This is a genomic window from Spongiactinospora sp. 9N601, from assembly GCF_044326295.1.
GTDB lineage: Bacteria > Actinomycetota > Actinomycetes > Streptosporangiales > Streptosporangiaceae > Spongiactinospora > Spongiactinospora gelatinilytica.
Genome location: NZ_JBIRBB010000003.1, coordinates 380,622 through 394,862, shown reverse-complemented (window position 1 = coordinate 394,862; position 14,241 = coordinate 380,622). Strand labels below are relative to the sequence as shown.

13 protein-coding genes are annotated in these 14,241 nt (G+C 71.0%); 6 read left to right on the top strand and 7 right to left on the bottom strand.

Going from position 1 to position 14,241, the window contains the following annotated elements:
* The first annotated feature begins 169 nt into the window (after positions 1–169).
* Together ACH34R_RS08755 and ACH34R_RS08750 are read left to right on the top strand one after the other, a co-directional pair.
* Complete coding sequence (locus tag ACH34R_RS08755; protein ID WP_397561026.1) at positions 170–1,345, top strand: thiolase family protein; 1,176 nt, start codon at positions 170–172, stop codon at positions 1,343–1,345.
* On the top strand, positions 1,342–3,435 hold the full coding sequence (locus ACH34R_RS08750) for a 3-hydroxyacyl-CoA dehydrogenase NAD-binding domain-containing protein (protein WP_397560773.1): 2,094 nt from the start codon (positions 1,342–1,344) through the stop codon (positions 3,433–3,435). Before ACH34R_RS08755 ends, ACH34R_RS08750 begins: the two co-directional genes overlap by 4 nt.
* A 4-nt stretch (positions 3,436–3,439) precedes the next feature.
* Here ACH34R_RS08750 and ACH34R_RS08745 read toward each other — a convergent pair whose 3' ends face one another.
* Together ACH34R_RS08745 and dxs are read right to left on the bottom strand one after the other, a co-directional pair.
* On the bottom strand, positions 3,440–4,924 hold the full coding sequence (locus tag ACH34R_RS08745) for an amino acid permease (RefSeq protein ID WP_397560772.1): 1,485 nt from the start codon (positions 4,922–4,924) through the stop codon (positions 3,440–3,442).
* 111 nt (positions 4,925–5,035) lie between these two features.
* Positions 5,036–6,982 carry a 1-deoxy-D-xylulose-5-phosphate synthase gene (gene dxs, locus ACH34R_RS08740; RefSeq protein ID WP_397560771.1) on the bottom strand — a complete coding sequence of 649 codons (1,947 nt, stop codon included), beginning with the start codon at positions 6,980–6,982 and terminating at the stop codon, positions 5,036–5,038.
* A gap of 102 nt (positions 6,983–7,084) precedes the next feature.
* On the opposite strand from dxs, the gene ACH34R_RS08735 reads away from it, so the two are divergent.
* Complete coding sequence (locus ACH34R_RS08735) at positions 7,085–7,948, top strand: neutral zinc metallopeptidase (protein WP_158558330.1); 864 nt, start codon at positions 7,085–7,087, stop codon at positions 7,946–7,948.
* Between the two features lie 64 nt (positions 7,949–8,012).
* On the opposite strand, the gene ACH34R_RS08730 is transcribed toward ACH34R_RS08735, so the two are convergent.
* The 5 genes from ACH34R_RS08730 to ACH34R_RS08710 all read right to left on the bottom strand — a co-directional run bounded on the left by ACH34R_RS08730 (position 8,013) and on the right by ACH34R_RS08710 (position 11,444).
* Positions 8,013–8,738: a TSUP family transporter gene (locus ACH34R_RS08730; protein WP_397560770.1), complete on the bottom strand. Its 726-nt coding sequence runs from the start codon at positions 8,736–8,738 to the stop codon at positions 8,013–8,015.
* Between the two features lie 284 nt (positions 8,739–9,022).
* Positions 9,023–9,985, bottom strand: coding sequence for a hypothetical protein (locus ACH34R_RS08725; RefSeq protein ID WP_397560769.1), 963 nt, complete (start codon positions 9,983–9,985; stop codon positions 9,023–9,025).
* 562 nt (positions 9,986–10,547) lie between these two features.
* Positions 10,548–10,823, bottom strand: coding sequence for a hypothetical protein (locus ACH34R_RS08720; RefSeq protein WP_397560768.1), 276 nt, complete (start codon positions 10,821–10,823; stop codon positions 10,548–10,550).
* Positions 10,820–11,041: a hypothetical protein gene (locus ACH34R_RS08715; RefSeq protein WP_397560767.1), complete on the bottom strand. Its 222-nt coding sequence runs from the start codon at positions 11,039–11,041 to the stop codon at positions 10,820–10,822. Before ACH34R_RS08715 ends, ACH34R_RS08720 begins: the two co-directional genes overlap by 4 nt.
* Positions 11,042–11,102: 61 nt before the next feature.
* Entirely contained in the window at positions 11,103–11,444 is a 342-nt protein-coding gene (locus ACH34R_RS08710) for a hypothetical protein (protein WP_397560766.1), read from the bottom strand.
* 468 nt (positions 11,445–11,912) lie between these two features.
* Here ACH34R_RS08710 and ACH34R_RS08705 point away from each other — a divergent pair, with 468 nt between their 5' ends.
* From ACH34R_RS08705 to ACH34R_RS08695, 3 genes are read left to right on the top strand one after another with little or no spacing between them, the layout of a single operon-like run.
* On the top strand, positions 11,913–12,809 hold the full coding sequence (locus ACH34R_RS08705) for a TauD/TfdA family dioxygenase (RefSeq protein ID WP_397560765.1): 897 nt from the start codon (positions 11,913–11,915) through the stop codon (positions 12,807–12,809).
* The gene (gene rraA / locus ACH34R_RS08700) at positions 12,810–13,340 is read left to right on the top strand and encodes a ribonuclease E activity regulator RraA (protein WP_397560764.1); all 531 of its coding nucleotides are present in this window, start codon (positions 12,810–12,812) and stop codon (positions 13,338–13,340) included.
* Complete coding sequence (locus tag ACH34R_RS08695; RefSeq protein WP_397560763.1) at positions 13,331–14,230, top strand: MurR/RpiR family transcriptional regulator; 900 nt, start codon at positions 13,331–13,333, stop codon at positions 14,228–14,230. Before rraA ends, ACH34R_RS08695 begins: the two co-directional genes overlap by 10 nt.
* Positions 14,231–14,241: the final 11 nt, after the last annotated feature.

Genomic DNA, 14,241 nt, shown 5'->3' with positions numbered 1-14,241 from the left:
CCGCATCGCGCAGGTGGCGCCGGGGGCGAGAGCAGCCCCCGGACGGGAAGCGGCATCCCGTCCGGGGGCGCCCGCGCGCCGCGCGTGCCAGGCTTGTTACTCATGAGTAGCATGGAGGCATAGCCAACCAGCCGCAAGGAGCGAGCCCGTGCCATCCACTCGTGACGTCGTGTTCGTCGACGGCGTGCGCACGCCGTTCGGCAAGTCAGGGCCCAACGGCCTGTACGCCGAGACCCGCGCGGACGACCTGGTCGTCCGGGTCATCCGCGAGTTGCTGCGCCGCAACCCCGCCCTGCCGCCCGAGCGCGTGGACGAGGTCGCCATCGCGGCCACCACGCAGACCGGCGACCAGGGCCTGACCATCGGCCGGTCGGCCGCCGTACTGGCCGGGCTGCCGAAGAGCGTGCCTGGATACGCGATCGACCGGATGTGCGCGGGCGCGATGACGGCCGTCACCACCGTCGCCGGCGGCATCGCGTTCGGCGCCTACGACGTCGCGGTGGCCGGAGGCGTGGAGCACATGGGCAGGCACCCGATGGGCGACGGCGTCGATCCCAACCCGCGCTTCCTCTCCGAGCGGCTGGTCGACCCCTCCGCGCTGGTGATGGGCATGACCGCGGAGAACCTGCACGACCGCTACCCCGCGATCACCAGGGAGCGGGCCGACGCCTACGCGGTCGCCTCCCAGGACAAGGCCGCCAAGGCGTACGCCGACGAGAAGATCCAGCCCGACCTCGTCGAGATGGCGACCAGGTCGGCCGAGCGCGGCTGGGGGCTGGCGACGGCGGACGAGGCGCCCCGCCCCGGCACCACGCTGGAGAAGCTGGGCACGCTGAAGACGCCGTTCCGCCCGCACGGGCGGGTCACCGCGGGCAACTCCTCCGGCATCAACGACGGCGCCACCGGCTGCCTGGTGGCCGCCGCCGGCACCGCCGCCGAACTCGGCCTGCCGGCCAGGATGCGGCTGGTCTCCTACGCGTTCGCCGGAGTCGACCCCGAGGTGATGGGGATCGGCCCGATCCCGGCCACCGAGCGGGCGCTGCGGCTGGCCGGTCTGTCCATCGGCGACATCGGCCTGTTCGAGATCAACGAGGCGTTCGCGGTACAGGTCCTGGCGTTCCTCGACCACTACGGGATCGCCGACGACGATCCGAGGGTCAACCCCTACGGCGGCGCCATCGCCTACGGCCACCCGCTGGCGGCCTCGGGCGTCCGGCTGATGATCCAGCTCGCCCGGCGGTTCGCCGAGCGGCCCGACATCAGGTACGGCATGACCACCATGTGCGTCGGCCTGGGCATGGGCGGAACGGTGATCTGGGAGAACCTGAACGAGGAGGCCAAGTGAGCCTGTCCACCTGGCGGTCCGTGCTGCTCGCGCGGGCCTCCGACGAGATCGTCACCCAGGCGCTGGTGCGCGACGTGGCACTGCCGTACGGCGCGGGCACGATGGCCCTGATCACGCTGGACAACGGCTTCGACCACACCAGGCCCAGCACCTTCGGCGCGCAGGGCCTGCTGGCGCTCAACGGGGCCCTGGACGGCATCGCCGCCCGGACCGACATCGCCGCGGTCGGCGTGACCGGCAAGCCGTTCATCTTCGCGGCGGGGGCCGACCTGAAGGCCGCCACCCGCCTTTCGACCCGCGAGGAGGCCGGGGCCATCGCCGCGCTCGGCCACCATGTGATGCGCCGGCTGGGCGAGCTGGACGTGCCGTCGTTCGCGTTCGTCAACGGCGCGGCGCTCGGCGGCGGCCTGGAGGTCGCGCTGCACTGCACGTACCGGACGGTCTCCTCCGGAGTCACGGCGATCGCGCTGCCGGAGTGCTTCCTCGGCCTGGTGCCCGGCTGGGGCGGCTCGCAGCTCCTCCCCCGGCTGGCCGGCCCGGACACCGCGGTGAAGCTGATCATCGAGAACCCGCTCGCCCAGAACCGGATGATCAAGGGGCCGGAGGCGGCCGCGCTGGGCATCGCCGACGTGCTGCTGGAGCCCGCCGACTTCCTTGAGGAGTCGCTGCGCTGGGCGGCCCGCGTGCTGCGCGGCGAGGTCAGCCCGCCGCGCACCGACCACACGGCCACCGACTGGGAGCCGGCCCTGCGGCGGGCGCGCGACCTGGTGGCACTGAAGGTCCGCGGCGCGACCCCGGCCCCCTACCGGGCGCTGGACCTGATCGAGCTGGCCCGTACGGCCGGCCGCGACGAGGGCTTCGCCGCCGAGAACGACGCGCTGACCGAGCTGCTGACCGGCGAGGAGCTGCGCTCCGGCCTGTACGCCTTCGACCTGGTCCAGCACCGGGCCAAGCGGCCCGCCGGCGCCCCGGACAAGTCCCTGGCCAGGAAGGTCGGCAAGGTCGGCGTGGTCGGGGCCGGGCTGATGGCCGCACAGCTCGCGCTGCTGTTCGCCCGGCGGCTGGAGGTCCCCGTGGTCCTCACCGACCTGGACGCCGAGCGCCTGGACAAGGGCGTCGGCCACGCGCACGCCGAGATCGCCAAGCTGCGCGAGCGCGGCCGGGTGAGCGCCGACCAGGCCAACCGGCTCACCGGGCTGATCACCGGCTCGCTGGACAAGGCCGCGTTCGCCGACGCCGACCTGGTGATCGAGGCCGTCTTCGAGGACCTCGGCGTCAAGCAGAAGGTCCTCGCCGAGGTCGAGTCGGTCGTCACTGCCGAGTGCGTCCTGGCCACCAACACCTCCTCGCTGTCGGTGAGCGAGATGGCCGCCGGGCTGCGCCACCCCGAGCGGGTCGTGGGCATCCACTTCTTCAACCCGGTCGCGGTGCTGCCGCTGGTGGAGGTGATCAGGGGCGAGCGCACCGACGACGCCACCCTGGCCACGGCCTTCGCGCTCGGCGCGACGCTGCGCAAGAACTGCGTACTGGTCAAGGACGCGCCCGCGTTCGTGGTCAACCGGCTGCTCACCAGGTTCATGGGCGAGGTGGTCGCCGCCGTGGACGAGGGTACCCCGATCGAGGTGGCCGACCATGCCCTGGACGACCTCGGCCTGCCGATGACCCCGTTCACGCTGCTCCAGCTCGTCGGGCCTGCGGTCGGCCTGCACGTGGCCGAGACGCTGCACGCGGCCTTCCCCTCCCGCTTCGAGGTGCCGGCCGGCCTGTCCGCCCTGGTCGCGGCGGGCAAGCCCGGGGTCTACCGGCCGGACCTGACGCTCGATCCGGAGGCCGTCGCACTCTTCGCGGGCGGCGACGCCCCCTCGACGCCGGAACAGGTCCGCGAGCGGGTGCTGCGCGCCCTAGCCGAGGAGATCCGGATCATGCTCGACGAGGGCGTGGTCGCCGACCCCAGGGACATCGACCTGTGCATGGTGCTCGGCGCGGGCTGGCCGTTCCACCTGGGCGGGATCACCCCGTACCTGGACCGCACCGGCCATGCCGAGCCGCGGTTCCTGGCCAGGGGCGTCGCCTCGATGCCGGCGGCCTGAGCGCTCAGCCCCAGGGCGCGCCCGGCGCGCCCTGGTGGCGCCGCGCGACGCGGCTGTGCCCCCTGCCGTACACGAAGTAGACGGCGATCCCGAGCGCCATCCAGATCAGGAAGCGCAGCCAGGTCTCGACCGGGAGGTTGGCCATCAGGTAGACGGACGCCAGCACGGCCAGGATCGGCACCAGCGGCACCAGTGGCGTGCGGAACGCCCGGGGCAGGTCGGGCCGGGTACGGCGGAGCACGATCACCGCGATGGACACCACCACGAAGGCGAACAGCGTGCCGATGTTCACCAGTTCGGCGAGGGCCGACAGGGGGATGAACCCGGCGAGCAGCGCGGTGACCGTGCCGATGATGATCGTCACCCGCGCGGGCGTACCGAACCTGGGGTGGACCGTGGCGAGGTTCTTGGGCAGCAGGTTGTCGCGGCTCATCACGAACAGCACCCGGCTCTGCCCGAGCATCATGATCAGCACGACCGTGGTCAGCCCGGCGATCGCGCCGATGCTGATCACCGTCGCCAGCCACGGCTGGCCGACCGCCCGGAACGCGTCGGCCAGCGGCGCGGCCGAGCTGAGCTGGGAGTACGGCACCATGCCGACCACGACCAGCGAGACCGCCACGTAGAGCGTGGTGCAGACGATCAGCGAGCCGATGATGCCGATCGGCATGTCCCGCCGCGGGTTCTTCGTCTCCTCCGCGGCGGTGGCCACGATGTCGAATCCGATGTAGGCGAAGAAGACGATGGCGGCGGCGGAGAAGATGCCCGCCACGCCGTACGCGGTGGGGGTGACCCCGAAGAGCACCTGGATGAGCGGCGCGCCGAGCCCCGACATCTCGGGGGTGGACCGGGCGGGCGGGATGAAGGGCGTGTAGTTGGCGGCGCGTACGAAGAACAGGCCGGCCACGATGACCAGCAGCACGACCCCCACCTTGAGGATCACCAGCGCCAGGTTGATGCGCGCGGAGACCTTGATCCCGGCCACCAGGATCGCGGTGAGGATCAGCACGATGACCATGGCCGGTATGTTGATCACCGCGTCCTCCCCGGCGAGCACCGGGGGCAGGCCGACGCCCAGCGTCGACATCAGCGAGGCGAAGTAACCCGACCAGCCGACGGACACCACCGCCGCGCCCAGCGCGAGTTCAAGCACCAGGTCCCAGCCGATCACCCAGGCCGGGAACTCGCCCAGGGTGGCGTAGGCGAAGGTGTAGGCCGATCCGGCCACCGGCACGGTGGAGGCGAACTCGGCGTAGCACAGCGCGGCCAGGCCGCACACGACCGCGGCCACCACGAACGCCAGCGCCACCGCGGGGCCCGCGTTGTCGCGGGCGACCCGGCCGGTGAGCACGAAGATGCCGGTGCCGACGATCACTCCGACGCCGAAGACGGTGAGATCGAGCGCGCTGAGCCGCTTTCGCAGCCGGTGTTCCGGCGCCTCGGTGTCGCGGATCGACTCCTCGATCGTCTTCGTGCGCGCCGCCATCATCACGAACCCCCAGATCAACGCTGATCGAGGGGTCTCTTCCCCGCGAGACCGTCATCATTCGCGCGAGGTGTGTTCCGCCCGGCCCTGGTGGGACCGGGCGGGCACGACGGGCTAGCGGGTGGTGTGCGGGGTGAGCACCGGGCTGCGCTTGGCCACCGCCTCGGTGATCTCGCGCGCCAGGCCCTGGGCGGTCAGCCCGGCCTCGGTGAGGATCTTGGCGCGCTTGGCGTGGGCGAGGAAGGTCTGCGGGACACCGAACGTGCGGACCGGCACATCGACGTCGGCGTCGCGCAGCGCGCGGGCCACCGTGTCGCCGACCGCGCCCACCCGGCCGTTGTCCTCCACCACCGCGACCAGCTTGTGCGCGGCGGCGGCCAGCGGCAGCGCGTCGTCCAGCGGCATGACCCAGCGGGGGTCGACGACCGTGGCGGAGATGCCCTGGGCGTCGAGCAGGCGGGCGGCCTCCATACAGGTCTCGGCCATGCAGCCGACCGCCACCAGCAGCACGTCGGGGTCGGCGGCGCGCAGCACGTCCATCTCGCCGAGCTTGCCGACCGCCTCGATGTCGGCGGCGACCGGCCCCTTGGGATAACGAACCACGGTCGGGCCGTCGGACACCTCGACCGCCTCGGCCAGCAGCTCACGCAGCCGCGCGCCGTCGCGCGGCGCGGCCAGCCTCAGCCCCGGGACCACCTGCAGGATCGACATGTCCCACATGCCGTTGTGGCTCGGCCCGTCGTCGCCGGTGACACCGGCCCGGTCGAGCACCACGGTGACCGGCAGCCGGTGCAGCGCGACGTCGAGCAGCAACTGGTCGAAGGCGCGGTTGAGGAAGGTGGAGTAGACGGCGACCACCGGGTGCAGGCCGCCCAGGGCCAGCCCGGCGGCGGAGGTCAGCGCGTGCTGCTCGGCGATGCCCACGTCGTGGATGCGGTCGGGGTAGGCCTCGGCGAACGCGGCGAGGCCCACCGGGTGCAGCATGGCCGCGGTGATGGCCACGATGTCGGGGCGCTCGCCGCCGATGCGGACGATCTCCTCGCTGAACACGTCGGTCCAGCCGCGCGCCCGGGGCCGCTCCTCGCCGGTGGCCGGGTCGAAGGGCTGCGGGGCGTGGAAGCAGTCCTCGTCGTGGTTTTCGGCGGGGCTGTAGCCGTGCCCCTTGTGGGTGATCACGTGCACGATGACCGGGCCGCGGAAGCCGCGCGCCTTGCGCAGCGCGGTCTCCACGCCCTGCTCGTCGTGGCCGTCGATCGGCCCGACGTACTTCAGCCCGAGGTCTTCGAACATCGCCTGCGGGGCCAGGATGTCCTTCAGGCCCTTCTTGACGCCGTGCAGGGTCTCGTAGAAGGGCGAGCCGAGGACCGGCACCTTGGCCAGGGAGTCCTTGACGAACTCCAGCGCGTGCTCGTAACCCTGGGTCATCCGCAGCGAGGCCAGGTGCCTGGCCAGGCCGCCGATGGTCGGTGAGTAGGACCTGCCGTTGTCGTTGACCACGATGATCAGCGGCAGGTCGCGCTCGGCGGCGATGTTGTTCAGCGCCTCCCAGGCCATGCCGCCGGTGAGCGCGCCGTCGCCGATCACCGCCACGACCGTGCGCTCGGCCTCGCCGCGCAGCCGGAACGCCTTGGCCAGCCCGTCGGCGTAGGACAGCGCGGTGGAGGCGTGCGAGTTTTCGATGAGGTCGTGCTCGGACTCCTCCTGGCTCGGGTAGCCGGAAAGACCGCCCTCCTGGCGCAGCGAGCCGAAGGCGTCGGCGCGGCCGGTGAGCATCTTGTGGACGTACGCCTGGTGCCCGGTGTCCCACAGCACCTTGTCGTGCGGGGAGTCGAACACCCGGTGCAGGGCGATCGTGAGCTCCACCACCCCGAGGTTGGGGCCGAGATGACCGCCGGCCTTCGACTCGGCCACCGAGTTGATCAGAAGGTCACGGATCTCCTCGGCGAGCCGGGGCAGGTCAGCCACCTCCACTTCCTTGAGGTCGCCAGGCCCCTCGATGGTCTTCAGGAGTCCAGGCCGCTCGCCCACGGAACCATCCCCTCTGTTCGCCCTCGCCGCCATTAGGACGAGTCTAGTTCGCTTGTCCGACGCCTCAGCCGAATCCTTCAAAGGATGCCGAAACTGCACCGATATACGACGGATTGGTCTAATCTCTGCATCATTATGAACACCCTCCCCATCAGGAAACTCTCGACCCTAGCCGCAGCGGCCACGGTGCTCGCGCTCTTCGGAACGGGCACCGCTCAGGCGTCGGCACCCGCCGCGCCGGCCGCGGTCAAGGAGGCCAGTAAGGCGCAGCACACCCAGGCGGCCGCGGCGGTGCCGTACGGCAAGCGCGCCGCCACGCACAACCCGCTCTACCGCACCGGGCGCATCAGCGTGTCCAACTGCTCGGCGGGGCAGATCCGCTCCGGTAGCGCGGCGTCGTACCGCAGGTTCATGACCAAGGTCAACACCTGCCTGAACAACGCGTGGGCACGCCAGTTCCGCAAGGCGCGCCTGCCGTTCGCCAAGCCGCGGCTGCGCTTCGTCACCGGCAAGGTGAGCAGCCCGTGCGGAAGGTGGCCGACGGGGGCCGGCGGCTACTACTGTTCCGCCAACAAGACCATGTACATCGGGGTGACCCGGAAGGTCGTCCGTGACGCGTTCGAGCTGGGCTCGGCCCAGTTCATGGCGCACGAGTACGCCCACCACGTGCAGACGGTCAGCAAGATCGGACCGAATTACTACTTCCCCACGCACAACCGGGCTCGTGGGTCCGCCAAGCTGCTGCTGTCGCGGCGCTTCGAGCTTCAGGCCGACTGCATGGCATCGGCGTTCCTGCGCAGCGTGCAAAGCTCGCTCCCGGTCAACTCGTCCGAGTGGCGCAGCATGAACGACTGGACCCGCAAGAACGGCCACAAGGCCTGGCCGACGAACGACCACGGCAAGGGCTACAGCCAGGCGTTCTGGGCGCAGCGGGGGTTCGACTCGGGTGGCCCGGGGGGCTGCAACACCTGGGCCGTGTCCTCGGGACGCGTCGCCTGACCAACTGTTCCACCGACCCACCGCACGGCCGCGCCCCCGGGCGCGGCCGTGCGCCTTTTCACGTTCAGCCGAAGAGACTCTGGGCGATCAACGCGAGCGCCGACACCGCCGCCAGCACGAGTACGCTCGCCCGCACCCGCCCCCGGTCCAGGAAGCGGCGCAGCGGGCCGGACGCCAGGAACCCGGCGACCATGCACGGGACCAGCAGCGCGCCGAAACGCAGCGAGTGCGGGGTCAGCTCGCCCGCCCACCACAGGAAGAACAGCGACTGCGCCGCGCCCAGCGCGAAGAACATCGCCAGCGTCGCCCGGATCTGCGGGCCCCTGGCACTCTGGAAGACCAGCGCCATCGGCGGCCCGCCGATGCCGGTCGCGGTACCGGCGACACCGGACACCAGGCCGGCCGCGGCGACCGTGCCCGCGTTGCGCGGCACCTCGGCGGCCCGCCAGGTGAGCAGCACGGCGATCAGTACCATCGCGCCGACGGACAGGCCCAGCGTGCTCGCCGACAGGTAACCGACGACGATCGCCCCCAGCGCACTACCGGGCAACCGCCCGACGACCCCCCAGCCCACGCCCCGCCAGTCCACTTTGCGCCACTCCAGCGCCACGGTGAACAGCGCCAGCGTGAGGTTCACCACATGCAGGGCCCCGGGTACCACCTCGGGCGCCATGATCGTCACCACGGGCGCGGCCACCAGGCCAAGCCCGAAGCCCACTCCGCCCTGCACAATCGACCCGACAAAGACCGCCAAAGCCGCCACAAGTAGCACCAAAGCCCCATGGTCCATGCGGGCGATCCAATCACGCCGCCCCAGACCGATCCCAAGGCGCCTCAAGAGCCCCCAAGGCACAAAAAGGGGGATCTCTCCCTGAGCGCACATCGACGCCATCCCCCCTGCCTCCGGCAAGCCGACACGCCCCCGCCCGCCCATCGGTGGACCTGAGCGGGGCATCCCGGGCAGGCCCGCCCTCGCCACCGGCAGCCCTTCCAGCAATAGGGCGGTGGCCTTGTTCATATGGGCATGACGACGGTACGCGCGAAGCAGCGTACGTTCGGCCCGCCCGGCTCAGCTCAGCGGCGGTGGGCCCAGATCGTGCCACTGCCACCCGGAGATGCCGCGCCGACCGCCCAGACGGAACCGCCGCTCTCCAACTGGATGGCGAGGTCACGGACGGACGCGCGCTGGTTCGGTGGAGCCGGAAAAGCGCCCGGCTCGACGCTGCCGGGGCCGATGTGCAGAAAGCGGCTGCCTCCGCCCTTGGCGTCGTAGACGACCCAGGCCCCGCCTCTGCCGTCGGGCTCCGCCTGGGCGCGCGGCTGGATGCCCGGTTCACCACGGACCTCGAAGCCGAAGCTGCCCAGATGGCCGGACAGCAGCAAGGTCTCACCGCAGAAGGACCGTTTCGCGCCGCCGCACGGCCAGGCGGCCCAGCCGACGGCCATCACCCGGCCGGTCTCACCGTCGACCGCGACATCCGTCAGTTCCGAGATCTGGCCCGCGTGTGCGGACGGGATCGCGGGAAGGGCGACCGCGCGCCAGGTCTTGCCGGTCCAGCGGGCCAGAGCCGCCTTGCCCCGTACCGAGCCCGCCGCCCACGCGCCGTCGAGTCCTTTGACCACGATCGGCGTGGGGACCTTGCGCCACACCGACCCGGTCAGCCGCCGCAGCGTGGACCGCGCCTTCCACCCGGCCTTACCGGCCGGCGGGAACGCGTTGGAGTTCTCGATGACCCAAAGGTTCTCGCCGATGGAGTACGCCCGATCGACCCGGCCGTGGACCCATCGCTTGACCTGCCACCGCCTGCCGTCCCACCGGGCGTACCGCGACGCGCCGAACGCCCAGACCCTGGTGTCGGACGCCGACGCCAGCCGCTTCACCCGGAACCCCGGCCCGGTGACCCGCTTGAACGCGGACCGGCCACCCCTCAACAGGAACGACTCGACGCCACCCGGGCGCCTCGTCCCGGCGACCCAGACCGCCCCACCAGGCGTCACCGTCACCGCGTCGTAGGAGTCACGGCGGTCGTTATACACGACACTCCACTGACCGGCGGGCGCCACAGCGCCGGCGGCGGCCGGCCCCATGGCGACGAGAAGGGCGACGGCTGCGGCGGTCGCGCGAGACAGTACTCCCATAAAGGTGAGACGCGCCCTTCGGAGGAATCGTTGGCACGCCGACGGGGCGTGGGCCGGTGAGATCCGAACCTACCGCGTGCCATCGACCGCACGCCATCCGCGCATTGGGGCGTGCGGCAGGTCACAAGATGATCGCCGATGCCATACCGCGGACGGCCGGGGCCGGCCGCTGCCCCGTACCACGCGATATCGGCGCCACGACCGAGAACACGCCATCGAGTCCGTACATCGGAGCAGCAGGACCGGTCGTCTACCTCGCGATATGCGGCCACCCTGCTAATCCGGCGGTTTATGGGCCGGCGAGCACGCAAAGCCTCCGGGGCCGATACCTTGTGCGAGGCGTTGAAGGCCACCGCATTGCCGTCCGGAAAGCTGTGCTCCGGGTCCGAGGATGACCTGAATGTCGAACGCCGACAAGTTGTCCGCGATCAGACCGGGGACCGCAGCGAGGCCTCACGGTTCAGTCGTGCACACGTGTGCGGCTCAGCCCGAGTCGGGCTTCGATCCAGTCGCAGGTGCTCCGCATCCGGTTCCAGTTGCCGTTCAGATTCGGCCGCCGGCCGTCTTGCCGGGCGAGGGTGGCCACCAGGTGGATGTGGTCGCGGGCGTGCCGCAGGGCGATCCAGCGGCACGCCTCCAGGTCGTCGATCGGGGCGATGCCCGCGGCGTGCATCAGGTGGGCGGCGATCCAGGCCCATTCGTCGTCGGTGAGCACGCGGGCATGGCGCGCGGTCAACGCCGAGCAGTGCCATACGTACCGGCGTAGCGGTCGAAGTGGGCGGCGAGTTCGCCGATGGTGGCGGCGCCGGTGGCCGGGTCGGCCTCGAACGGGTCCCAGGCGGCGATCAGGTGCGGGCCGGTCCGCTGTTCGTAGCGGCTGGTGCCGGGGCCGTACAGTTCCTGCAGCAGTTTGCGGAGGCGGGAACCAGGCCCGGGATGGGCCTTGGCGATCACGCGGTCTTTGTCCCGCCTGCCTTGCGTGCTCTTGTGGGATGGCGGGCGATGGCATCGGCGCTTATTCGATACGGCGAGCGGCCCGGGTCAAGACGGGGAGCACCGCGTCCCGTTCGGCGGCGGTAAGGAGCGCGGCGGCGCGGGCGAGTTCGGCGCGCGCCTGGATGAGTTCGGCGATGCGGTCGCGGTCGGCGACCGGCAGCACGAGCGGTTCCTGGCGGGCGGCCACGGTGACGACCTGCGCGGCGTAGGCGCCGACCGCCGGCCCGGTTGGTTCGGTGGCCGTGCTCACATCGGCGTGTTCGTCGTCGGAGAGTTTGAACCCGACCTGGTGGGGGCGGGCTGTGGCGGCGCGCCTACGGCGGCGTTGCGTTCGCGGCAGCCGGGGAACGGCGGGGAGCATGCCGGTCGACGAGTCCTGGCCGAAGCGCTTGCCGAAGCCCTGCGCTGAAGCGCGTCCCGAGGGCTTTCGGAGCCCATTCGGAAGGTTCAACGGTGCCCTCGCGGGCATCCGGCCTTGACGACCTCGCTGCTGGGCCGGCGACTTCCACGTGCGAGGACGGCCAGAACCGGATGGTGGTGAGTCCGGTCGGTCCCGTCGAGTCGCTCTGGTGGCCTCCCGCCCCGGGGGCCGGCTCCTCGTGGTCCTGGCGGAACTCGGATTAGCGATCCGAAGATCAGGAGAATGAAGGATCGTCGATGCGGGTGCAGGGGTGGTCGCATCGCCGCCGCGTCACCGGGATTGCCCGGAAGTGTCCAGGTAATGGATGACAAGAGAAGATTGGTGTACCCCGCTTGACCCGCCCCGGCGCCGGATCTACCGTTCCGAACAAGAGGCAGTTTCGGGATTTCTAGTCCAAAGGGGATGGTGATGAGCACAGATGGGTTGACGGTGGTGCGCGCGCCCGAAGGGCTGCGAGCCGCTGCGCAGGCGGTCGAGAACGGCCACTCCGTCGCCGGCGTGGCCGCGATGAGCCGCGACGACACCGGGGACGTACTGCGCGAGGTGTGCCCGGATGCCGTCGGGGCGCTCGCTTCGGTGTCCAACGCGTTGTTCGACGACGGGCTGGCGCTGCTCCGGGAGGTGCCGACGGACTCGGACGTCCTGCTGGCGCTGATGTGCCACTTCGTCGGCGGGCTGGTCGCGGCGACGGAGCGGCCGGTTCGCTACATCGATCATGTGACGCCGTCCGACGCGACTGATCCGCGACAGCGTCCGCACAGTCAGCGGCGCACCGCGTTGATGCCGCACACCGACCAGTCCGCGCGCGGGGAGCCTCCTCACTATCTGGTACTGGCCTGCGTCGCCAACGACGCGGAGACCGGAGGCGAATCCGTGCTGGTGCGGATCGAGCCGATCGCCCAGTGGCTCGCGGCCTCGGATCCGCGAAGCTACGACCTGCTCCAAGAGCCGGAGTTCCCGATCTTCAACGTGCCGAAGCGGGACTTCGCGATCACCGCGCCCCTGCTCACGGTGGAGGAGCGCGACCGCACCGGCCGCCGGCACGCACTGAGGTTCCGCGACGAGGCCGTCCGCGCCGGGATGCGGGAGATGAACCGGCCCAGCGACGCGCATGTGGCGGCTTTCGAGCGGCTCTCCTCGGAGATCCACGACGAACGCTGGTGGTTGGTCCACCGCCTGGTACCCGGCGAGGTCGTCTTCCTCGACAACCGGAGGGTGCTGCACGGGCGGAAGGCGATCCTCGGCGAGCGGCATCGTGATCTCAAGCGGTTGAACGGGCGGTGCTGGCCGGGAGTCGGATTCTGAATGAGCGCGAGCGACTGGACGGGCACGCAGGACGGCCGTGGCGGGACGGGGCCTCCGGGTCCGTCCAAGACGGGCGATCTCGCCGACGCGCGGATACGTGATGTCCAGGTATTGAGTGTTCAGATGACCCATTTCGGGGCGGTCCGCGAGTTCGGCGGGACGGTTGAGACGGTCGAGGTCGATGACGACAACGCCCTCGTCCGGCGGGTACTGGAAGGCGCGGGAGAGGGCCGGGTGCTGGTGATCGACGCCCACGCCACCACACGGTGCGCGATCAGCGGGCCCACCCACGTCGAGCTCGCGCTCGAACACGGCTGGTCGGGGATCATCGTCAACGGCCCCATCCGCTATGTGCGCTGGCTCGCCGGTATGCCTTTCGGGATCATGGCCCTGGGATCACACCCCCGTCAGCCGGCCAAGACCGGTGCGGGCGTCGTCGGCCGGCCCGTACGGTTCGGTGGCGTGACGTTCATTCCCGGCTCGCACCTGTGGGCCGACGACGACGGGGTGGTGGTCGTGCCATGGCGATAGACCAGAAGCCGGCGGACGGCGCCGACCCGAGGGCCCTCCGGTCCGGTCAGGTCTACTCCCGGGTCAAATCCTGCGGCAACACGCTGAACAGCTCAGAGGCGCGGGTCCTCGCGTACGTTCTGGCACGACCTGACCAGGTCGTCGACTCCTCGCTCGCCGAGATCGCGGCCGAGATCGGGACGGCGACGTCAACGGTGGTGCGAGCGTGTCAGAGCGCCGGCTTCACCGGCTTCCAGGACCTCAAGCTGGCTCTCGCCAAGGACATCGCCCTGCGCGACGAGCAGGTGGTGCACTCGGCGGGCATCGGCGTAGAGACGAGCGCGGCCCAACTGGTCCGCCGCATCCTCTTCGCCACTGCCCAGACGCTGCGCGACGCGGTGGAGACCGTCGATGCCCCGGCCCTTGAGGGCGCGATCGAAAAGACGATGTTCGCCTCGCGGATCCTCGTCGTCGGCAACGGCGCGTCGGCCAGTCCCGCGCAGGACGCCGCCTACCGCCTGTCCGCCCTCGGCTACTGGGCGATCGCACCGCAGGGCGCGATCGAGCAGCACCTCGCCGCGACCCGGCTGTCCAGCGGCGACGTGGCATTGCTGTTCAGCCACACGGGGCGGACCGTGGAGACGATCACGACGGCGCGGGAGGCGGCCAGGGCCGGCGCGGCGCTCATCTCGATCACCAGTTTCGCGGCGTCTCCCCTGGTGGAGGTCTCCGACTTCGCACTGGTGGCGGGCGGCCCGGACCAGGGCCTGCAACTGGAGGCGCTGACCAGCCGGTCGACCCATCTGGCCGTGTTCGACGCCCTGCTCGTCGGCGTCGCGGTACGGCGCGGCAGGTACTCGAAATCGGCGCTCGACCTGATGTCCCGCATCAGTGACGAGCACTCCGCCTAGGCATGGAGGTA